This window comes from Sphingomonas floccifaciens (assembly GCF_042681125.1).
Taxonomy (GTDB): Bacteria; Pseudomonadota; Alphaproteobacteria; order Sphingomonadales; family Sphingomonadaceae; genus Sphingomonas; species Sphingomonas floccifaciens.
On sequence record NZ_JBHUFC010000001.1, the window covers coordinates 180,840 to 200,809 of the forward strand.

Genomic DNA, 19,970 nt, shown 5'->3' on the forward strand with positions numbered 1-19,970 from the left:
ATGCTGAAGTCGTTCGCCCTGACGCTGTCGCTGCTGCCTTTGGCTGCGACAGGCAGTACGCCAACCTTCGCCAAACCCAATGCTGTCCAGGACGACGCGCCGGCACCGCGATCGATCTGGGGACAGAATAAATATATCGAGTATCTGCCGGGCACCGGCCCGGTCATCATTACCGCCCCGCACGGCGGCCAACTGATGCCGGAATCGATCCCGGATCGCACGCCGGAGGCCTGCGGCGGCAGCGCGATCACGGTTCGGGATACCAATACGACCGAACTGACCCGAGCCATCCGCGCGGCGTTCTATCGCCGTTATGGCTTCTATCCCCATGTCGTCCTTGCCTATCTTTCCCGCAAGAAAATGGACGCGAACCGTTCGCTGGAGGAGGCTGCGTGTGGCTCTGCGGAGGCGGCGCAGGCTTTCAAGGACTGGCACAACTTCATCGAACAGGCTGAACGCACTGTCATCCGGGATTTCGGCAAGGGCTGGTACATGGACATCCATGGCCACGGGCACCCGAACCAGCGGGTTGAAATCGGCTATCTGCTGAAGACCTCAGAGATCAATTACTCGGACGCCAAGCTCGATGCCGATCCCAAACTGCGCGACCGCGTGTCGGTGCGCAATCTGCTTTCGGATAAGATCCCGCTTTCCGAGATGCTCCGCGGGCCGAAGGCTCTGGGGTCGTTGTTCGAGCGGGAAGGCATTCCGGCGGTTCCCAGCGACGCCGATCCGAGGCCGGGCGACGAGAAGTATTTCTCGGCAGGCTACAACACGTTGCGGCACACCTGCTCCACGGGTGCAGCGGCGGCAGGCAGCATCGCGGACGGCAAGATCTGCGGCTTGCAATTCGAAACCCACTGGAAGGGGTTGCGCGATATCGCCGAGAGCCGCCGCCGGTTCGGTGACGTGCTTGCGCTGACTTTAGGGGAGTACCTGAAGCACTATTACGATCTGGATCTCAGCGCGAAGAAGCGGTGACGTGTACACGGGGCGATGCGAGTTCTGCATAGCCCAAAGGAGTGGCACGACATTGACGCCGGGAGAGGCGGTATGGGGGTAACTCCGTGCCGCCTTGGCCCGAAGATAGGGTCGAAGATCGCCTCGAGCAGCCTTTCCGGCAGGCGAGGTCGCCGACGAGGTGGCGGATGGCGATGGCGCGGCGGACAGCTGTCGTGCGTAATGCACGACTCCTCAAGTTATTGTAGACTTTGGAATATCGTCGGAAACGGCGGTCCCCTCCTGCAGATCAGATTGGAAGGATCAGGCTGGCCGCTAGACCCGGCGCGGCGTCCTGAAGGTCGAGCTCGCCCTCGTGCAGCGAGGCGACCGCGGCGATCAGGGAGAAGCCGAGGCCGGCGCCTTCGCGGGTGCGGGCGGTGTCCAGGCGGCCGAAGCGTTGGAGCGCGGCGGCGCGGTCTTCGGGGCGGATTCCGGGGCCTTCGTCGCGGACGGTCAGCGTGACGCCGATCGCGTCGCGGCGGGCCGACAGGGTGATGCGGCCTTCGCCGTATTTCAGTGCGTTGTCGATCAGATTGCCGATCGCCTGGCCGAGTAGTTCGCGATGCGCGGTGAGGATCAGGGGGCCGGGTGCGTCGGCCACGATCTCGCGACCGGCGTCCTCGGCGACGGGGCCGTAGATTTCGGCCAAGTCCTCCAGCATCGCGGCGACGTCGACGGGGGTGAAGGCGTCGCGACCGACGCCGCTTTCGGCGCGGCGGATGCTGAGCGCGGTGGTGACGATGGCCAGGATGCGCGTCGCTTCGTCCTGCGCGCGGGCGATGCCCTGCGCCATCGCGTCGGTGTCGTGGGCAAGTGCTGCCCGGTCGAGGGCGGCGGACAGTCGGGTGAGCGGGGATTTCAGGTCGTGCGCCATCGCATCGGTCGCGAAGGTCAGGTCGCCGACCAAGGCCTGCAACCGTTCCAAGGTCGCGTTGACGACGCGGGCGAGGGCGGCGAAGGAGTCGCCGCCGGCCGTATCGGCGACACGGCGCGACAGGTCGCCGTAGCGGGCCGCCTCCAGCGCCGCGACCGGTTCGGCCAGCCGCGCGGCGAACATCCGGGCCGACGCCCAGGCGGCCGCTGCGGCCAGCAGGATGGCGAGCGCCAGGGCGGCAAGGCTGGCTTCCTCCACCACCGCGATCGCGCGCTGTTCGCCGCGCAAGATCATGCCGGTCAGCAGGTGCGTGCCGTCGGGCAGGCGGGTCGCGCGCAGGCGCATCGGCTCGGGGGCGGTATCGCCGATGCGCGTAAGCGTCCGGTCGGCCAGGCCCGGGCCGCTTCCCAACCCGTCGGGCCAGGCCGCGAGGTTGCCGGCGACCGGGCGATAGGCGCGGTCGGTCAGCAGGACCACCGCCCCGCCGGCGTGCCGGTGCGATCTTGTGGAGACGACACGCGCCAGCGCCGCCGCGCCGTCACGGCCGTAGACCGCCAGCAGATCCTCGCGCAGTTCCTCCGATCGGGTGCGGACGTCGATCGCCGACTGCCAGCGGATGTAGCCGCCGATGCCGCCGAGCAGCACCGCTGCGGCGACGATCTGGCAGGCGAAGACGAGCAGGGCCAGCTGGACGGTGGCGCTGCCGCGTTTCACCCCTCCGTCCCCAGCCGATAGCCGACGCCGCGCACCGTCTGGAGCAGGGCGGTGTCGAAGGGGTCGTCGATCTTGCGCCGCAGCCGGCTGACATGGACGTCGATGACGTTGGTGCCGGGGTCGAAGTGATAGTCCCACACGCCTTCGAGCAGCATCGTGCGGGTCACCACCTGATCGGCATGACGCAGCAGGAATTCGAGCAGGCGGAACTCGCGCGGTTGCAGGTCGATCGCCTGGCCGGCGCGCCTCACCCGGCGTCCGAGCAGATCCATTTCCAGATCGCCATAACCCAGCGTCGTCGTCGGCGCCGTGCCCGACGCGCCGCCGCGACGGATCAGCAGACCGATCCGCGCTTCCAGTTCGGCGAAGGTGAAGGGTTTGGTCAGATAATCGTCAGCGCCCTTCGTCAGGCCGGCGACGCGATCCTCCGGCGCGCCCAGCGCGGACAGCACGATGACCGGCGTCGCGATGCCGGCCCCACGCAGCCCGGCGAGCACGCCCATGCCGTCGATCCCCGGCAGCATGCGGTCGAGCACGATACAGTCGTAGCTGCCGTCGGTCGCGAGGAACAGGCCGTCACGGCCGTTCGGCGCGTGGTCGACCGTATAACCGGCCTCTTCCAATCCCTTGCGCACGAACGCCGCAGTCGATGCGTCGTCCTCGATCACCAGAATCTTCATGCAGCCGCCTTACCCACGTCGATGCCGGGCGGAGGTATTACCGATCGGTCATGTTTCGGCCAGCCCCGCGAAGGACGCGCGGCGTTAGCCAGACGGCCATGATGCGCCAGCACCACCACCGCAGCCCTCGCCGCAGCGTTATGCTGGACGAGCGGACCTGTGCCATGATTTGCCCGGTGTCGGCGGGGCTGGTCGGTGCCTGCATGACCGCCATCGGCATCATCCAGGTCCTCGTACGCCGCCAGCGGATCGGCACGATCGCCGACGATCTGCTGTCGTTCGACGCGCTGCTGTTCCTGGCCGCCAGCCTGTCCGCCTATTTCGCGCTGCGCGTCCAGTCGCAGACGCGGCTGCACTGGCTCGAACGCCTCGCCGACGCGGCGTTCATCGCCGCGATGCTGCTGCTGACGGTGTCGTGTTTCGTGCTGACCTATTGGATGGAGCGATGAGGCGCGGGCGCGTCCTGTCGGTGCTGGTCGCGGTCATCGTCGCCGTGATCGCCGGATCGACCGCCTATGTCTGGCATCTGGGGTATCTCGGCGGGCCGGTCTATACCGTGGTCGAGGCGCGCGGGGCCGATCGCGACGGGACGGTCGCGGTGTTCTTCTCGGGCGACATGGGATTCAACGCCGGCATGGGGCCGACCATCGCCGGGCATATCGCCGACGCGGGCATCCCCGTGCTCGCGGTCAATTCGCTGACGGCGTTTGCACATCGACGCAGCGTCGTCGCATCGAACACGCTGGTCGCCGATGCGGTCGCGCGGGCGGAGGCGATGCCGGGGGCGAAGCGGGTGATGCTGATCGGCCAGTCGTTCGGCGCGAACATCGTGCTGGCCGGTGCCGCCGCGCTGCCGCCGGCGCTGAAGCGTAACGTCGCGATCGTCGAATTGATCGTGCCGAGCGACAGCATGTTGTTCCGCGCGACCCCGGGCGGCGCGTTCGACATCACCCACGATGGCCCCGCGCTGCCCTATGCGCAGCAATTGACGGGGCCGAACGTGCTGTGCCTGCATGGCGAAAGCGAGACAGGCAGCCTGTGCCCGGAATGGCACCAGCGCAACGTGACGTCGGTCGCGCTGCCCGGCGGGCATTTCCTGCACGAGGATTCGGCGCTGGTCACCGCCACGCTGCTTCGCGCGCTCGGCGGGCCGGACGCATGACCGCCCGCACCATCATCTCTGATCGACGCGACCCGCCGCGAGACGGCCTTGTGTCGGACCACTCACGAAAGGATTCTCCGATGCGCAAGCTCGTCGGCATCATCGCGCTCGCCATCGCCACGCCGGCCGCCGCCGGAGCCGCGGCGGCGCCGTCGCCAGACGGCCTGTGGTTGAACCCGCATCACAGCGTCGCGGTGGAGACCGCGGCTTGCGGCGACAGATTGTGCGGCCGGATCGTCTGGGCGAATGGAGAGGCGGAAAGCGACGCGCGCGAGGCGGGCGTGACCAACCTGGTCGGCACCACGCTGATGCAGGACTATCGCCCCGATGGCACCGGCCGCTGGGAGGGCACGGTGTTTGTTCCCGACATGCACCACAGCTTCGCCTCGATCATCGACCAGGTGACGCCGGTGTCGCTGCGCGTGCGCGGTTGTATCCTGGGCGGGCTGGTCTGCAGTCGCAGACGTGGACGCGGATCGCGGCGGTGCCCCGTGGCTGAGCGCTGGCAGGGGCGGATCGCCAGCCTGCGCCGGATCGCGGAGCGATACCGCGGGTGGATCCTGGGCGGCGTCGCGGTACTGCTGCTCGCGGTCGCGCTCGCCGCGCTCGACCGGCTGACGCATGAGGTGCGGCTGGCGGATGTGAAGGCCGCCGTCGCCGCACTGCCGCCGGAGCGGATCGCGCTCGCGGTCGGTTTCACCGCACTCAGCTATCTCGCGTTGACCTTCTACGACGTGATCGCGCTCACCATCATCGGCCGGCCGCTGCCGTGGCGGACGGCGGCGACCGCATCGTTCACCAGCTATACGCTCAGCCACAATCTGGGCCTTGCGTTGCTGACCGGCGGGTCGGCGCGCTACCGCGTCTATACCGCCGCCGGGCTGGACGGTCCGGACGTCGCGCGGATCGTTGGGCTGGCGGGCGCGACCTTTTGGATCGGCGTATTCGCGGTGACCGGCGTCGCGCTCGCCACGCACGAAGGCGCCTTGGTCGTGCCGGGGCTCGCGCTTGGCGAAGGCATGACTCACGCGCTGGGCGTCGTCATCGTCGTCGCGATCGCCGCGGCCTTCGTCGCGACCCTCATCCACCGCAAGCCGATCCGCCTGCTGGGCATGACCATCCCGTTGCCCGGACCGCGGCAGTTCCTGGCGCAACTGGCGATCGCCGCCGCCGACCTGTCCTGCGCCAGCGCCGCGCTGTTCGTCCTGATGCCCTCGGCCGCGCCCGCGCTGCTGCCGGCGTTCGTGCTCGCCTATGCGCTGGGGATCGTCGCATCGGTCGTCACGCACGTCCCCGGGGGGATCGGTGTGTTCGAGGCGGTGGTCGTCGCGGTGCTGCCGGGGGACAAGGCGGTGCTGCTCGCCGCGCTCGTCGTCTACCGCGTCGTCTATTATCTCGCGCCGCTGGTGCTCGGCATCCTGCTGCTCGCCCTTCACGAGGGGCGGCGCCAGCGTCATGCGGCCCGATTTCTGACGGGGATCGAGGCGGCGGTCGAAAGCGTCGCGCCGACCATGCTGGCCGCTGCGGCGTTCGGGGGCGGGGCGCTGCTGCTGCTGTCGGGCGCGTTGCCGGCCGAGCACGGCCGCCTCCGCGATCTGGCGCACGTCCTGCCGCTACCGTTCATCGAGGCGAGCCATCTCGCCGCCAGCGTGGTCGGCACGTTGCTGCTGCTGCTCGCGCCGGGGCTGTATCGGCGCCTCGACGGCGCCAATCTGGCGGCGCGGATATTGCTGGTCGCGGGTGCCGTGTTTTCGCTGGCGAAGGGCTTCGATTACGAGGAAGCGATCGTCTGTCTGGTGATCGCCGGGCTGCTGCAATGGACACGCGCGGCCTTTTACCGCCGCACTGCGCTGACCCAGATCCCGGTCAGTGGCGGCTGGCTGGTCAGCATCGCGACGGTGTTCGCCGCGGCGATGTGGGCGGGCTTCTTCGCGTTTCGTCATGTTCCCTATTCGGACGATCTGTGGTGGCGGGTCGCGTTGCGTGGCGGCGATGCTCCGCGCTTCCTGCGGGCGAGCTTGATCAGCGGGATACTGCTGGGCGCGGCGGTGACGTGGCGATTGCTGGCGCCGGCGCGTGCGCTGCCCGAAGCGGCCGCACCCGATCCCGAGCGACTGGCGCAGGCGCTGGACCATGCCGAACGATCGGACGCGATGCTCGCGCTGACCGGCGACAAGCGTTTCTTCTGGTCCGACGATGGCCGCGCCTTCGCCATGTATGCGGTGGCCGGCGACAGCTGGGCGGTGATGGGCGACCCGGTCGGCCCGCAGGATGCCTGGCCCGAACTGCTGTGGCAATTGCGCGAAGCGGCGCACCGGGTGCAGGCGCGGCTGCTGCTCTACGAAGTCTCGGGCGCGGTCCTCGACCTGGCGATCGGCATGGGGCTGGAGATCGTGAAGTTCGGCGAGGAGGCGGTGATCGACCTTGCCGAATTCGACCTGGAGACGCCGCGCCTGCGCAGCGTCCGCAAGGCGACGCGTGCGCTCGATCGCAAGGGGCTGAGCTTCCGCATCGTCCCCGCGGCGGCGCAGGGCTGCATCATCGACGAATTGCAGGCGGTGTCCGATGCCTGGCTGGCGGCGAAGGGCCAGCGGGAGAAGCGCTTCAGCCTGGGGCGGTTCGACCGCGACTATCTCTCACGCTTCGACATCGCGGTCGCGATGCTCGACGGGCGTGTCGTCGCCTTCGCCAACATCTGGGCGACGGCCAATCGCGGCGAGGCGTCGTTCGACCTGATGCGCCACAGCGACGACGCGCCGAGCGGGACGATGGATTTCCTGTTCGTCCACCTGGCGCTCTGGGCGAAGGCGCGCGGCTATCGTCGCTTCTCGCTCGGCATGGCGCCGCTGTCGGGAATTGCCGACCGCCGGCTGGCCCCGGCCTGGGCGCGGCTCGCGGCCTTCGCGTTCCGCCATGGCGAGCGGCTGTACGGCTTTCGGGGCTTGCGCGCTTACAAGGACAAGTTCGCCCCGCGGTGGGAGCCGCGCTATGTCGCCGGGCCGAGCGGGATCGGCCTGTTGCTCGCCCTGCGCGACGTGACCCGGCTGATCGGCGATCGCAATCCGGCCTCGGCCGCGACATCGGTGCCGCCGATCGCATCGACGCGGGTCGCATATGGGCTCGCGCTGGTGCCCGCGGCGGCATGACCCGCGGCCGATCGCGCTATCGCCGGACCGCCGCGGTCGTCGGCGCAGTGACGTTGCTGCTGACGACGCTCGTGGCCTGCGTGCCGGCGTTCCTGAGCGGCAGCCGGTATCAGGCGATCCCGGCGACCGGTGCGTTTCACGGGACCGCGGCTCTGTTCGTGTCGGGCGATGCGGGGCTGCGCTTCGGTATGGGCAAGCCCGTCGTGCGAGCCTTGGCGGCGCAGGGCATTCCGGTCGTCGGCATCAATTCGCCCAGCGCCTTCGGGGTGACGCGGACGCGGGAGCAGGTGGACGCGGTGCTGGCGGACGGCATCCGTCGCGCGTTGGCGACGCCGGGGACGCAGCGTCTGCTGCTGATCGGCCAGTCGTTCGGGGCCGACATGCTGTCGGTCGCCGCGCCCGATCTGCCGGTCGACCTGCGTCGTCATGTGGCGGCGGTCGTGCTGGTCGTACCGGCGCGTACCGCCTATTTCCGGTCCGATCCGCTGGGTCTGGCTTATCACCGCGCGCCGGACGCGCGGCCGGCGGCGGGGATGCGGACGCTCGACTGGGCGCCGGTCGTCTGTATCCAGGGGGCGGCGGAGAGCGACAGCCTGTGCCCGCTCGTTTCCGGACCGCGCGTCGCATCGATCGCGCTGCCGGGCGGGCATTTCCTGAATCATGACGATGCACGGCTGATCGGGACGATCCTGTCGCAGCTCGCCCGGCTCGGCATCGCGTGAGCCGACGGGGACGCATGACCGATCTGTAATCTCCCCCCAATCGTGCGCCCATGCGGCGGACGGCATGGGCGGAATATGAAACCGATCTTCTTCGATCCGACCGGCCGTCGCAGCCGTGTCGCCAAGCGTTCGCTGGCCCTCGTCATCCTGGCGATCGTCGCCGGCGCGGTGCTGTTCGCCAGCACCCTGGTCGCCGTCCCCGGATCGCGCCAGCTGACCTTGCCGCTGCCCCAGCCGCATGCCGCCGCCGTCCGCGGTACGCCGCCGCGCCACGGCATCGCCCGCTGGTTGCCGCGCACCACGGCACCGGGCGCGAACACGCCGCTGACGGTCGGTTTCTATGTTCCCGGCGACCAGTCCAGCCTCGCCTCGCTCCAGCGCAATATCCAGTCGCTCGACTGGGTCGTGCCCGCGACCGTGACGATCGCCGGCGGGACGAGCCCGACCCTGAAGGTCGATCCCGACCCGGTCTTCGCCCGCACGATCGCCGCCGCGCGCCGCGCGCCGCGCATCCTGCCGATGGTGCAGAATTTCGCGAACGGCGGCTGGGACGGGGAGGGGACCGCGGCGCAGCTTGCCGCGCCCACCGCGCGCGCGCAGCTGCTGAACCAGCTCGTCGCCCTGTCGCATACGCCGGGAACCTCCGGGCTGATGATGGATGTCGAGGCGCTGCCCGAGCGCGCGATGCCCGGCTATCTCGCGCTGCTCGCGCAGCTTCACGCCCGGATGCCGAAGGGCGCGCAACTGGCGGTGACGGTGCCGGCCGAGGACGACGCCTGGCCGCTCGCCGATCTGGCGCGCGTCGCCGATCGTGTCGTGCTGATGGCTTATGACCAGCATTACGACGGCGGCACGCCGGGTCCGATCGCCGCGCAGGACTGGTTCGTGCGCGAGGTGACGAAGGCGCGCAAGGCGGTCGGGCCGGACAAGCTGATCGTCGCGCTCGGCAGCTATGGCTATGACTGGCACGGCAAGACGACGGACGCGCTGTCGATCGAGGAAGCCTGGCTCGCCGCGCACGACAGCAGCGCCACGCCGACGTTCGATCCGGTCAGCGGCAACACGCAGTTCGCCTATGACGAAGACGGCGAGCGGCATGCGGTGTGGATGATGGATGCCGCCACCAGCTGGAACCAGCTCGTCGCGCTGAAGCGGATGGGCATCGACGATGTCGCGCTGTGGCGGCTCGGCAGCGAGGATTCGGGCATCTGGCCGGCGCTTGCCGCCTTCCGCACTGGCGGTCGCCCCGACCTGACCCACCCGCGTGCGATGCTGGAGACGGACGTCGAGGGCTCGGGCGAAATCCTGCGCATAACCGCTACCCCGACGCCGGGTGCGCGGACGCTCGACTTCGACGCGTCAGGGCTGATCCGTGACGAACGCTATGGCACGGTGCCGACGCCCTATGTCGTCCAGCGCACGGGTGCGGCCGATCCCAAGGCAATCGCGCTGACCTTCGACGACGGGCCGGACGGCACCTGGACGCCGCAGATCCTTGACGTGCTGGAACGCAGGCATGTGCCCGCGACCTTTTTCGTCATCGGCGAGAATGTCCTGCGCCACCCGGGGCTGGTCAACCGCATCGTGGCGGATGGCAGCGAGCTGGGTAACCACAGCTATACCCATCCCAACCTCGCCAGTGCGTCGGAGACGTCGGCCCGGCTGGAGATGAACGCGACGCAGCGTGTCGTGGAGGCCTATACCCGGCACCGTATGACGCTGTTCCGCGCGCCCTATTTCGGGGACGCGGAGCCGACGACGACCGACGAACTGCTGCCCGCGCTGACCGCGCAGCGGGCGGGCTATACCGTCGTCGGGCTGCACGTCGATCCGAACGACTGGCAGCGGCCGGGGGCGGACGCGATCGTCCATCAGGTGCTGGCGCAGGTCGCCGCCGCCACGCCGACGGTGTCGGGCAATGTCGTGCTGCTGCACGACGGTGGCGGTGATCGTGCGCAGACCGTGGCGGCGCTGCCGCGGATCATCGATGCCTTGCGCGCGCGAAGCTATCATTTCGTCACCGCGTCGCAGCTGGCCGGCGTGCCCCGCGCCGCCGCTATGCCGCCGGTCTTCGGCAGCGACCTGACCGCGGTGCGGATCGATCTCGCCAGCTTCCTAGTCGTCGCAGGCGTCGTCACGCTGCTGGGCTGGATCTTCGGCCTCGCCATCTCGCTCGGCATCGCCCGTGCCCTGTTGATGACGGGCCTCGCCTGGTGGCAGAGCCGGCGAACGAAGGCCGTTCCGCCGACCGCGACGCCGCGCGTGTCGGTGATCCTGCCCGCCTATAACGAGGAACGCGTCATCGCCGCCTCCGTCGCCCGCGTGCTGGCGAGCGACTATCCGGAGATCGAGGTGATCGTCGCCGACGACGGGTCGGCCGATGCGACCAGCGCGATCGTCGCGCGCGAATTCGGCCACGATCCGCGCGTGACGCTGCTGACGCTGAAGAACGGCGGCAAGGCGGCGGCGCTCAACCGCGCGCTGACCCATGCCTCGGGCGAGGTCGTCATCGCGCTGGACGCCGATACCCAGTTCGAGCCTGCGACGATCCGCCGCCTGGCGCGCTGGTTCGACGATCCACGCATCGGTGCGGTCGCGGGCGACGCGCGGGTCGGCAACCGGGTGAACCTGGTCACCCGCTGGCAGGCGGTCGAATATATCACCGCGCAGAACCTCGAACGCCGCGCGCTCGCCGGCTTCGATGCGATGACGGTCGTGCCCGGTGCGGTCGGCGCCTGGCGCCGCGCGACGCTGGATGCGGTGGGTGGATACCCCGAGGATACGCTGGCCGAGGATCAGGACCTGACGATCGCGATCCAGCGCGCCGGCTGGCGGGTGCTCTACGATCCGGAGGCGGTCGCCTGGACCGAGGCGCCCGAGACGTTCAAGGGCCTCGCCAAGCAGCGCTATCGCTGGGCGTTCGGCACGCTGCAATGCCTGTGGAAGCACCGGGCGGTGATGGCCAAGCGTCGCCCGCGCGGGCTCGGATTTGTCGGCCTGCCGCAGGCATGGGTGTTCCAGATCCTGTTTGCCGCGATCTCGCCGCTGATCGACCTGGCGCTGGTCATCTCGATCGGCGCGACCCTGCTCGGCATCGCGCAGCATGGCTGGGCGCAGACGGCGGGCGATGCGGGGACGATGGGGCTCTACTGGCTTGCCTTCACCAGCATCGACGTGTTCTGCGGCTGGGTCGCCTACCGACTCGACGCACCGCGGGTGCGCTATCCGGCGCACCTGCTGGTGGCGCAGCGGCTGGTCTATCGCCAGATCATGTACTGGGTGGTGGTCCGCGCCATCGCCGCGGCGATCGGCGGCTGGGTGGTCGGGTGGAGCAAGCTCGACCGCACGGGACGCGCGACAGCGGCGGCGTGATCGTCGCCCTCACCCTCACCCTCACCCTCACCCTCACCCTCACCCTCACCCTTCCGGCGCTCCGCGCCTCCCTCCCTCTCCCATCGGGAGAGGAGTGTCGGGTCGTCCATGCCCCCGGCATGGACTGAACAGCGCGGGGCGCTGTTCACCCGACACTGGGCCCGCCCGGCGCAGCCGGGTGGGAAGGGTGAGGGCGATGGCTTAGAAGGTGATGCCCTCGAAATCGCTCCCCGAATGCCGCTCGCGCAGGAACGTCCCCGGCTCGCCGCTCGCTTTGTTCACGATCGCGCCGCGTCGCACCGCCGGGCGTGCGCCGACCTCGTCGCGCCAGCGCTTCACATTGGGATATTCGTGCAGGCCGAGGAATTCCTCGGCCTTGTAGATGCCGGCGAACAGCCCGCCGTACCAGGGCCACGCCGCCATATCGGCGATCGTATAGTCGTCGCCCGCCAGATAGCGGTTCGCGGCCAGATGCGTGTCTAGCACGTGCAATTGCCGCTTCGCCTCCATCGCGTAGCGATCGATCGCATATTCGATCTTGAACGGCGCATAGGCGTAGAAATGCCCGAACCCGCCGCCGACGAACGGGGCGGAACCCATCTGCCACATCAGCCAGTTGATGGTGCGCGCCCGCGCATGACGATCGGTCGGCAGGAAGGCGCCGAACTTCTCGGCGAGGTACATCAGGATCGATCCGCTTTCGAACAGGCGGATTTCCGGGCTGACGGAGCGATCGACCAGTGCCGGGATCTTGGAATTGGGATTGACCGCGACGAAGCCGCTGCCGAACTGGTCGCCCTTGCCGATCTCGATGATCCAGGCGTCATATTCGGCGCCAGCATGGCCCGCCTCGATCAGCTCTTCGAGCAGGATCGTCACCTTCTGCCCGTTCGGCGTCGCCAGCGAATAGAGTTGCAGCGGATGCTCGCCGACCGGCAGGTCGCGCTCGCTGGTCGCGCCGGAGACGGGGCGGTTGATGCTGGCGAACTGGCCGCCATTGCCGGGGTTCCATTGCCACACCGCCGGCGGGACATAGCCGGCCGGTTGGTTGTTCGCCGCGTCGTCGTTCGCCATGTCGTCCCTCGCAAATGGTTGCGGGCGCGATATGGGGCCGGCGGGCGAGCGATCAATCGCCCGCCCGCGCGGGCGAACCGGCTTACGGCTTCGCGAACAACCGGCGCAGGAACAGCGTCTCGACTTCGCGGCGAAGGTCGTTGTTCGGCTTCTTCAGGAAGCCGTGGCCTTCGTCGGCGAACAGGACGTACCAAGTATCGTTCCCATTCGCGCGCAGCTTGGCGACGACCTGATCGCTCTCCGACTGCGGCACGCGCGGGTCGTTGGCGCCCTGCATCACCAGCATCGGCTTGGTGATCCGCGCGATGTTCGCCATCGGTGAGATCTTCGCGAACACCGCAGCCATCTTCGGATCGCGCTCGTCGCCATATTCGGCACGGCGGTTGTCGCGGCGATAGGCCTCGGTGTTCTGGAGGAAGGTCGTCCAGTTGCTGATGCCATAGCGTTCGACCCCGCCGACCAGCCGGTCGGAATAATGGGTCATGACGGCGAGGCTCATATAGCCGCCATAGGACTGGCCATAGACCGCGACGCGCTTCGCATCGAGCCCCGGCTGCGTGCCGATCCAGTCGAGCAACGCCCCGATGTCCCTGACCGAATCCTCGCGCTTCTCGGCATTGTCGAGGTTCAGATATTTGCGGCCATATCCGTCGCTGCCGCGCACATTGGGCAGGATGACGGTCGCCTGGAGCACGTCGGCGAAATATTGTGCGCCATAGTTCCAAGATGGCCGCGTCTGCGCCTCCGGCCCGCCGTGGATGTCGATGATGACCGGCGTGCGGGTGCCGGCGGGCAGGCCGGTCGGACGATAGACGAAGGCGGGGACCGACAGGCCGTCGAACGACTTGAAGCGGATCAGTTCGGGCTCGGCGAGCTTCGCGGGATCGAGATCGCCCAGTTCGGACGTCGTCCAGCGCGTGAGCCCTGCGCCGCCGACGTCCCACGCCCACACGTCGCCCGCCGATGTCGCCGAACTCAGCCCGATCGCCAGATTGCGACCGTTGGGCGAGAATTTGAGCGCCGTCAGCACGCCCTTCGGCAGGCTCGGCTGCGGCAGCGCGCGACGGGTTACGCGGTCCTGCACGACGACGCGGGAGACGCCGTCCTCGTTCACCGCATAGGCCAGCACCCGACCGTCCTTGGTCAGGTCGAAGCTTTCAACGTCCCATTTCAGCCCGGGCGTCAATACCGTCTGCGCGCCGGTCGCGATGTCGATCTCGACCAGCTGTCGCGTGTCGCTGTCACGGTCCGAGATCGCGATGATGCGGCGCCCGCCGGGCAGGTAGCGCGGCTGGCTGTAGGTCGCGGCCGCCGCAGTCGGGGCGATGCGCGTCGCCTTGCCGGTCGTCAGGTCGAGTTCGAACAGCTGATCCTCGCGGTTCGACAGGCTGCGCACGAAGATGAGCCTGGACGCGTCGGGCGCGATGTCGGCGGGCGCGACCGCCCCGTCTGCCTGAAAAAGCGTGCGCGGTGTGCCGCCGGTGCGCGGATCTAGGCCGAGGATCGTATAGGCCGCCGAGCCCTTGGTCGCGCGGCTCCATGCCAGCAACCGGCCGTCAGGGCTGAACACCGGGTTTGCGTTGCGCGTGTCGGCTTGCGTGAGCTGCGCCGCCGTCCCCGTCAGGCCGCGCGCGTAAAGCTGGAACCATTCGTCGCCGCCGGTGTCGCGGGTCAGCACGAAGCGGTCGGTGCCCGGGATGACGGTCGCGCCGGCGATCGGCTCGGCGGCGAAGGTCACCTGCGTGCGCGCGCCGCCGGGGCGGGCGACATGGTGCACCTGCTGCGTTGCGCCGAAGCGGGTGGCGATCAGCATCGACCCGTCGGGCATCCAGTCCTCGAACAGCGCGGCACGGCTGTTCTGGTAGCGCTGAACCGCCTCGCGCACGTCGGCGGGGATGTCGGGCACGTTCTGCAGCGTCGCGGTGCCGACCTGGCGGGTGGGGACGGTCTGCGCGGCGGCGGGAATCGCGAAGGCGAGGGCGACGGCGGGGGCGTATCTGAGCATGCGGGACATGGTCTGCACCCCGCCGTCCGGCGTCAAGCCTTCAGCGGCGTTCGCTGAGCGCCAGCTGCCGCCCGATGACGATGGTCTGGACGACGAACAACACGATCAGGATCGCCCCGATCGCGCCGACGAACAGGTCGAAGCCCGAGATGCGCCCGATCACGGTATGGCCGGTGCCGACCAGCATCATCAGCACCGTCATCGCGATCAGCATCAGCCGCAGCTCGGTCGGGCCGGCCGCAGCATAGGACAGGCGGAACTCGCCCAGCACCCGCGCCGACAGGAACGCATGGATCGACATCAGCAGGTAACCGGCCAGCGCGATCATCGCGACGTCCATCGTCACGAACGGCGACAGGCCGATGCCGGCGACGATCAGCAGATTGGCGAGCCCGTCGCAGCTATGGTCGATGAAATAGCCATAGGACGGCCGTTCGATCTTCCGATAGCGGGCGAGGCTGCCGTCCATCGAATCGCCGAACCACTGGACTGCATAGCCGGCGATCGACAGGGCCAGCCAGATGGTGCCGAGGTTACTCGCCAGATAGCCCGCAAACACCATGACCGCGCCGACCATGCCGAGCGCCGTAAGCTTGTCTGGGGTGACCCAGGCCGGCATCCGCGCGCACAGCCAGGTCAGAAGTCGGCGTTCGCTCGCCGCGAGCCAGTTCCCCTGAATCCGGTTCAGGGCCGGCGGGGCCGGAGAGGGTTGGTCCATAGGGTGCTATGCGCCTGCAACGCACGATCCGCAAACGAATGTCGGTCGCGCGGCGCTCCTATGCCCGCCGTCGTCACGAAAATGCAACATGTCACCGCTCGGCACGGCGCAGGATCAGCTGTCCCCGATCATCGCCAGCAATCGCCGCGCCTGCTGCGCGTCGCGCTCGACGATCGCGCCGGTGAAGCGCAGGATCATCGCGTGCAGCCGGCGCGTCGCGGTCCGCTCGGGCGCCGGCAGCGGTCCGTCGATCAGCCGGGCGCCCCATTCGTCGGACAGGCGTTGCGCCGCATCGGTCGCGCCGAGCACCAGCGTGGGAAAGGGCAGGGCGGAGCGCGGCGAGGCAAAGGCGCGGCCATCCGACCCGTCGGAATCCGGTGCGATCAACAGGGCACCGGCGACCCGCTCAACATAGGGACGCGGCGAGAGGCGCGCCCACCAGGCGGCCGCGGCGCAGCCGATGCCGTGCGCAACCAGCAGCACGCGTCGGTCCGCCTCCAGCATCGCGCGGTCGATCGCCGCCGCCGTGAGGCTGCGCTGGGCCGCCGTGTCCGCCCGTACCGCGATCTGCGCGGCGGGTGTGCCGACCGGCAGGTTCAGCAGGCTTTTCGGCGGCGCGGGGTGCCCGGCGGCGATCAAGGACACGATCGATACGTCACGGGTCGGCAAGGCGATGATGGACATGGCGGGCGTACCTTCCGGTCGGTCGATATGACGGCCACGACAGGATGCCCGTTCCGAAGGCGCGATGCGACGGCCTTTGCCCTCCTGTCACCGCGCAATTCGCCCGGACCACCGTCCTGCACGATTTCTCGACATATCGTGCGCGATCAATCCTTGCCCGGCAGACACGGGCTTCGCGACGGTCGGGCATCCATTGCGGCGTCCCAACCCGTGAGGTCGCCCGATGTCCTATCGTTTCGCCCCGTCCCCGATCGGCTTGCCGGCGCTGATTTTTGCCATCGGCCTGCCGATCGCCGCCATCCTGTGCGAACTGGTCGCCGGCTGGTGTGCCTCGCTGTTCTTCGACCCGCTGCCGACCTTCCTTCACCTGTTGCTCGTCGCGAGCGTGCCGATCGTGAACCTGTTGCTGTGGATGATCGTGCGCGAGGAGGGCGCGAGCGGCCCGCGCTGGCTGGCGGTGGCGGCTGGCGTAGCGATCGCGGTGGCGACGACCTACACGGTGCTGCTGCTGCCGATCCTGCCGATCTCGGTCCCTGCGATCTTGCTTTTTGGCCTCGGCCTGTTGCCGTTCGCGCCGCTCGCCGCGCTGGTCTTCGCCGTCCGATCGGTCCGGCGCATCCGGTGGAAGCGTCCGGTCGGGCGGCTGGTCGCGCTCGGCGTCGTGCTGGGCATCGCGGTGAGCGCGGCGGCGGATGCGCCGGCGACCGCGGTGCATCTGGCGGTCGACCGTTACGGCGGCTCGGACGACGACCGGCGCAGTGCGGTCCGGTTGATGCGCGCGGTGGGCAGCCGCGACCTGCTGCTGCGCCTGGCCTATGGCGAGGGCGGGCGGGTGACCGGACTGCTCGGCGCCTTCACCAGCCTGTGGTCGCACGGGCCGTTTAACGATGTCACCGACCGCAGCACCGACGCGCGCGAGCTCTATTATCGCGTGACGGGCGAGGCGTACAATGCGCGCGCCAAACCGGTCACCGGCCTCGCCGCGCGAGCCGACTGGTTCAATTTCGACCGCGACCTTGGCGGCGAGCAGGTCGGTGCGCGGGTGCCGGGGCTGAGCCTCACGGGATCGCGGATCGATGGGTCGGCAGCGGTCGCCGACAATCTCGCCTATGTCGAATGGACGGTGGAGGTCGCCAACGCCGCGGACATCCAGAACGAGGCGCGCTTCACGCTGGCGATGCCCGAGGGCGCGGTCGCTTCGCGCGCGACATTGTGGGTGAACGGCGAGCCGCGCGAGGCGAGCGTCGCCGGACGCGCCGCGGTGCGTGCGGCGTATCAGCGGGTGGTGAGCGCGCGGCGCGATCCGCTGCTGGTGACGACCGATGGCGCCGGTCGGCTTTTGGTGCAGGCGTTCCCCATCGCACCGCACGCGACGATGAAGCTCCGCATCGGCTACACTGCGCCCTTCGTCGTCGCAGGCGACGGCACGCGGACGCAGGCGTTGCCGGCGATCGTCGAACGGAACTTCGAGATCGCCGACGAACTGCGGCATCATGTCTGGATCGACGGCGATGCCCCGCTGGGAACGAAGGACACCGCCTTGTCTGCGGCGGGCACGGCGGTACGTGGAATCCTAGCGGATACCGAGCTGCTTGCCCGGCGGTCTGAATTCACCGCATCGGCACTCGTTACTCCGTCACTGCGTACCGGATTGGTTGCCGCCGCCAACACACTGCCGCCGCTGTCGGTCGAACAGCGCATCTCCCCATCGCGCGGCGACGCGAGCGCGGTGATGATCCTGTTCGACGCCTCCGCTCCGATGGCGGCGACCGGGGCGGCGCTGGCGCAGGCGCTGGATGCGATACCCGCCGGCCTGCCGGTCGGGCTGACAGTCGCCGCCGACGATCCGGTCACGATCCCGCCCGCGCCATGGTCGTCGGCACAACGGACCCGGATGCTCGACGCGCTCAAGGCGCTCGACTATCGTGGCGGGCAGGACGATCTGGAGGTGCTGGCCGACGCGGCGGCGCGGGTGGCACAGCCGGGCGGGCGGGTCATCTGGGTTCACGGCGCGCAACCGGTCGACGGCACCCGCTCGCGTGCCGCACTCGAACAGCTGCTGTCCCGGGCGACCGTGCTGCCGGAACTGATCCGTTATCAGGCCGTACCTGGGCGTGCGACGACGATGACCGGCCAGCCGCTGTTCGAAACCGCGCGGATGGTGACGCCAGGTACCGACCCTGTCGCCGACCTGCGTGCGATCTTCACAGGCCTGCGCGGTCCCGTCTGGCGTACCGACTATCGTCCGATCGCAGCGGGCACGGGTTCTCCGCACATCCTCCGGCTGTGGGCGGCTCGCGAGCTTGCGGCAAACGCGATGACAACCGGCAAGGCGCGTGATCTCCAGATATCGCTCGCCCGGCGACTGAATGTCGTCACGCCGGTCAGCGGAGCGGTGGTGCTGGAAACCGACCGCGACTATCGCGCCAACGACCTGCCGGTCCCCTCGGCCGACGACGTGCCGACGATACCGGAGCCGGAAACCTGGGCGCTGCTGGTCATCCTCGCGCTGGCTGCCGGCTGGCTATGGCGCCGGCGCGCCCGCGTGGTGGCAGCGTGATCCCGCTGCGGGTCGCGCTGACGGTCGCGTTCGTCGCCTGCTGGGATGCGTGGCGGTTGCTGCTGGTGCGCATCGACGACCCGACGACCGCGCTGCTGCTGGTGCCGGGTGTGGCATTGATCGGCTGGAGGCTGATCGCGGCGGAAGGGGCGGTGCGCGCGTTGCCGGTCGCGGCGGGTCTCGTGGCTTACGCCATCTTCTGCATCACCGGTCCGGCGCTGCTCCAGATCGGTGTCGCGAGCGGTGTGGTCGTCTGTCTCGCGATCGCCCGACTGAACGTCCCGAAACTTCCACTCGCCGGCCTCGCCGCGCTGCTGCTGCCGATCCTGCCGACGCTCGATTTCCTGCTGGCCTATCCGCTGCGCCGCCTCTCCGCGATCATCACCGTCGCGCTGTTGCGGATGAACGGCATTCCCGTGTCGCTCGACGGGATCGCCCTCGAATGGCGCGGGCAGCAGTTGTTGTTTGATGGGCCGTGCAGCGGGGTACGGATGCTGTGGGCGAGCCTCGTCCTCGCCAGCCTGATCGCGATCGCGCGGCAAATGGGTGCGCTAGGCTATACGCGGACATTGACGTTGGCCGTTGGAGTCGCGGTGTTCGGCAATGCGCTGCGAGCGGCCAGCCTGTTCTATGTCGAGAACGGCTTCGTCACCGGCTTCGGCGGACCGGTCGCGCATGAGGCGGTCGGGCTGCTCGCCTTCGCGATGATCGCCGCGGCGATGCTGGTCACGACGCGAAAGGCGATGGCATGAGATTCCTGCTCGCGCTCGCAGCCTTCGCCGCCGCCGCGGCTCCGTTCGTTCCCCAGCGCTCTGCGCCACCGCCCGCCGAAGTCGTCTGGCCGACGCAGGTCGACGGCCGACCACTGACCCGCATCGCGCCGACCGCGTTCGATCGTCGGCTGGCGCGCGACTTTCCTGGGCGGATCGCGCGGTTCAGCGACGGCCGCAGTCAGGTCGTACTGCGCCATGTCGGCGAAGCGACCCGCCAGCTGCATCCCGTGCGCGATTGCTTCGCCGCGATCGGATACCGCGTCGTGCCGGTGCCGATGCAGCGTAGTCCCAATGGCGCGCTGTCCTCCTGCTTCGAAGCGACGCGCGACGGCCGTACCTTGCGCATCTGCGAGCGCGTCGTCGCGACGGACGGATCCAGCATGCCCGATGTGTCGAGCTGGTACTGGCCCGCGCTGCTCGGGACGTCGCCCGGCCCCTGGCTCGCGATCACCATCGTCACGCGAATCCGTTGACGCGCCCCCGG

The 19,970-nt window shown here is 69.1% G+C and carries 15 protein-coding genes; 9 read left to right on the plus strand and 6 right to left on the minus strand.

All coding sequences use genetic code 11. The features are described from left to right. Entirely contained in the window at nt 1-981 is a 981-nt protein-coding gene (locus ACFSC3_RS00900) for a hypothetical protein (protein WP_380937795.1), read from the plus strand. A 268-nt stretch (nt 982-1,249) separates the two neighbouring features. On the opposite strand, the gene ACFSC3_RS00905 is transcribed toward ACFSC3_RS00900, so the two are convergent. Then, nucleotides 1,250-2,590: a sensor histidine kinase gene (locus ACFSC3_RS00905; protein ID WP_380937797.1), complete on the minus strand. Its 1,341-nt coding sequence runs from the start codon at nt 2,588-2,590 to the stop codon at nt 1,250-1,252. After that, nucleotides 2,587-3,270 carry a response regulator transcription factor gene (locus tag ACFSC3_RS00910; protein ID WP_380937799.1) on the minus strand — a complete coding sequence of 228 codons (684 nt, stop codon included), beginning with the start codon at nt 3,268-3,270 and terminating at the stop codon, nt 2,587-2,589. Before ACFSC3_RS00910 ends, ACFSC3_RS00905 begins: the two co-directional genes overlap by 4 nt. Nucleotides 3,271-3,368: 98 nt before the next feature. Here ACFSC3_RS00910 and ACFSC3_RS00915 point away from each other — a divergent pair, with 98 nt between their 5' ends. The 5 genes from ACFSC3_RS00915 to ACFSC3_RS00935 all read left to right on the plus strand — a co-directional run bounded on the left by ACFSC3_RS00915 (nt 3,369) and on the right by ACFSC3_RS00935 (nt 11,672). Further along, nucleotides 3,369-3,719, plus strand: coding sequence for a hypothetical protein (locus ACFSC3_RS00915; protein ID WP_380937801.1), 351 nt, complete (start codon nt 3,369-3,371; stop codon nt 3,717-3,719). Then, nucleotides 3,716-4,432, plus strand: coding sequence for an AcvB/VirJ family lysyl-phosphatidylglycerol hydrolase (locus tag ACFSC3_RS00920; protein WP_380937803.1), 717 nt, complete (start codon nt 3,716-3,718; stop codon nt 4,430-4,432). The genes ACFSC3_RS00915 and ACFSC3_RS00920 overlap by 4 nt, the downstream gene beginning before the upstream one ends. A gap of 80 nt (nt 4,433-4,512) precedes the next feature. After that, a complete protein-coding gene (gene mprF / locus ACFSC3_RS00925; protein ID WP_380937805.1) occupies nt 4,513-7,578 on the plus strand; it encodes a bifunctional lysylphosphatidylglycerol flippase/synthetase MprF in 3,066 nt (1,021 codons plus the stop codon). Further along, complete coding sequence (locus ACFSC3_RS00930) at nt 7,575-8,300, plus strand: AcvB/VirJ family lysyl-phosphatidylglycerol hydrolase (protein WP_380937807.1); 726 nt, start codon at nt 7,575-7,577, stop codon at nt 8,298-8,300. The genes mprF and ACFSC3_RS00930 overlap by 4 nt, the downstream gene beginning before the upstream one ends. Nucleotides 8,301-8,375: 75 nt before the next feature. Beyond that, the gene (locus ACFSC3_RS00935) at nt 8,376-11,672 is read left to right on the plus strand and encodes a trifunctional glycoside hydrolase family 18/polysaccharide deacetylase/glycosyltransferase family 2 protein (protein WP_380937809.1); all 3,297 of its coding nucleotides are present in this window, start codon (nt 8,376-8,378) and stop codon (nt 11,670-11,672) included. Nucleotides 11,673-11,873: 201 nt separating this feature from the next. Here the strand turns inward: ACFSC3_RS00935 and yghU are convergent, their stop codons facing one another. From yghU to ACFSC3_RS00955, 4 genes are all read right to left on the minus strand, one after another. Next, nucleotides 11,874-12,746, minus strand: coding sequence for a glutathione-dependent disulfide-bond oxidoreductase (gene yghU, locus ACFSC3_RS00940; protein WP_380937811.1), 873 nt, complete (start codon nt 12,744-12,746; stop codon nt 11,874-11,876). Between the two features lie 82 nt (nt 12,747-12,828). After that, the gene (locus ACFSC3_RS00945; RefSeq protein ID WP_380937813.1) at nt 12,829-14,760 is read right to left on the minus strand and encodes a S9 family peptidase; all 1,932 of its coding nucleotides are present in this window, start codon (nt 14,758-14,760) and stop codon (nt 12,829-12,831) included. A 31-nt stretch (nt 14,761-14,791) separates the two neighbouring features. Beyond that, nucleotides 14,792-15,469, minus strand: a complete 678-nt coding sequence (locus tag ACFSC3_RS00950) for a CDP-alcohol phosphatidyltransferase family protein (protein WP_380937815.1) — start codon at nt 15,467-15,469, stop codon at nt 14,792-14,794. Between the two features lie 114 nt (nt 15,470-15,583). Continuing rightward, nucleotides 15,584-16,153, minus strand: a complete 570-nt coding sequence (locus ACFSC3_RS00955) for an RBBP9/YdeN family alpha/beta hydrolase (protein ID WP_380937817.1) — start codon at nt 16,151-16,153, stop codon at nt 15,584-15,586. A 223-nt stretch (nt 16,154-16,376) separates the two neighbouring features. Between ACFSC3_RS00955 and ACFSC3_RS00960 the strand changes: the two genes are divergently transcribed. Genes ACFSC3_RS00960 through ACFSC3_RS00970 form a run of 3 tightly spaced genes read left to right on the plus strand, consistent with a single transcriptional unit; the run spans nt 16,377 to nt 19,959 of the window. Further along, entirely contained in the window at nt 16,377-18,713 is a 2,337-nt protein-coding gene (locus ACFSC3_RS00960) for a VIT domain-containing protein (protein ID WP_380937819.1), read from the plus strand. Further along, on the plus strand, nt 18,680-19,465 hold the full coding sequence (locus ACFSC3_RS00965) for an archaeosortase/exosortase family protein (protein WP_380937821.1): 786 nt from the start codon (nt 18,680-18,682) through the stop codon (nt 19,463-19,465). Before ACFSC3_RS00960 ends, ACFSC3_RS00965 begins: the two co-directional genes overlap by 34 nt. Beyond that, nucleotides 19,462-19,959 (plus strand): hypothetical protein, encoded by a 498-nt coding sequence (locus tag ACFSC3_RS00970; RefSeq protein ID WP_380937823.1) that lies wholly within the window; start codon nt 19,462-19,464, stop codon nt 19,957-19,959. Before ACFSC3_RS00965 ends, ACFSC3_RS00970 begins: the two co-directional genes overlap by 4 nt. Nucleotides 19,960-19,970 lie beyond the last annotated feature (11 nt).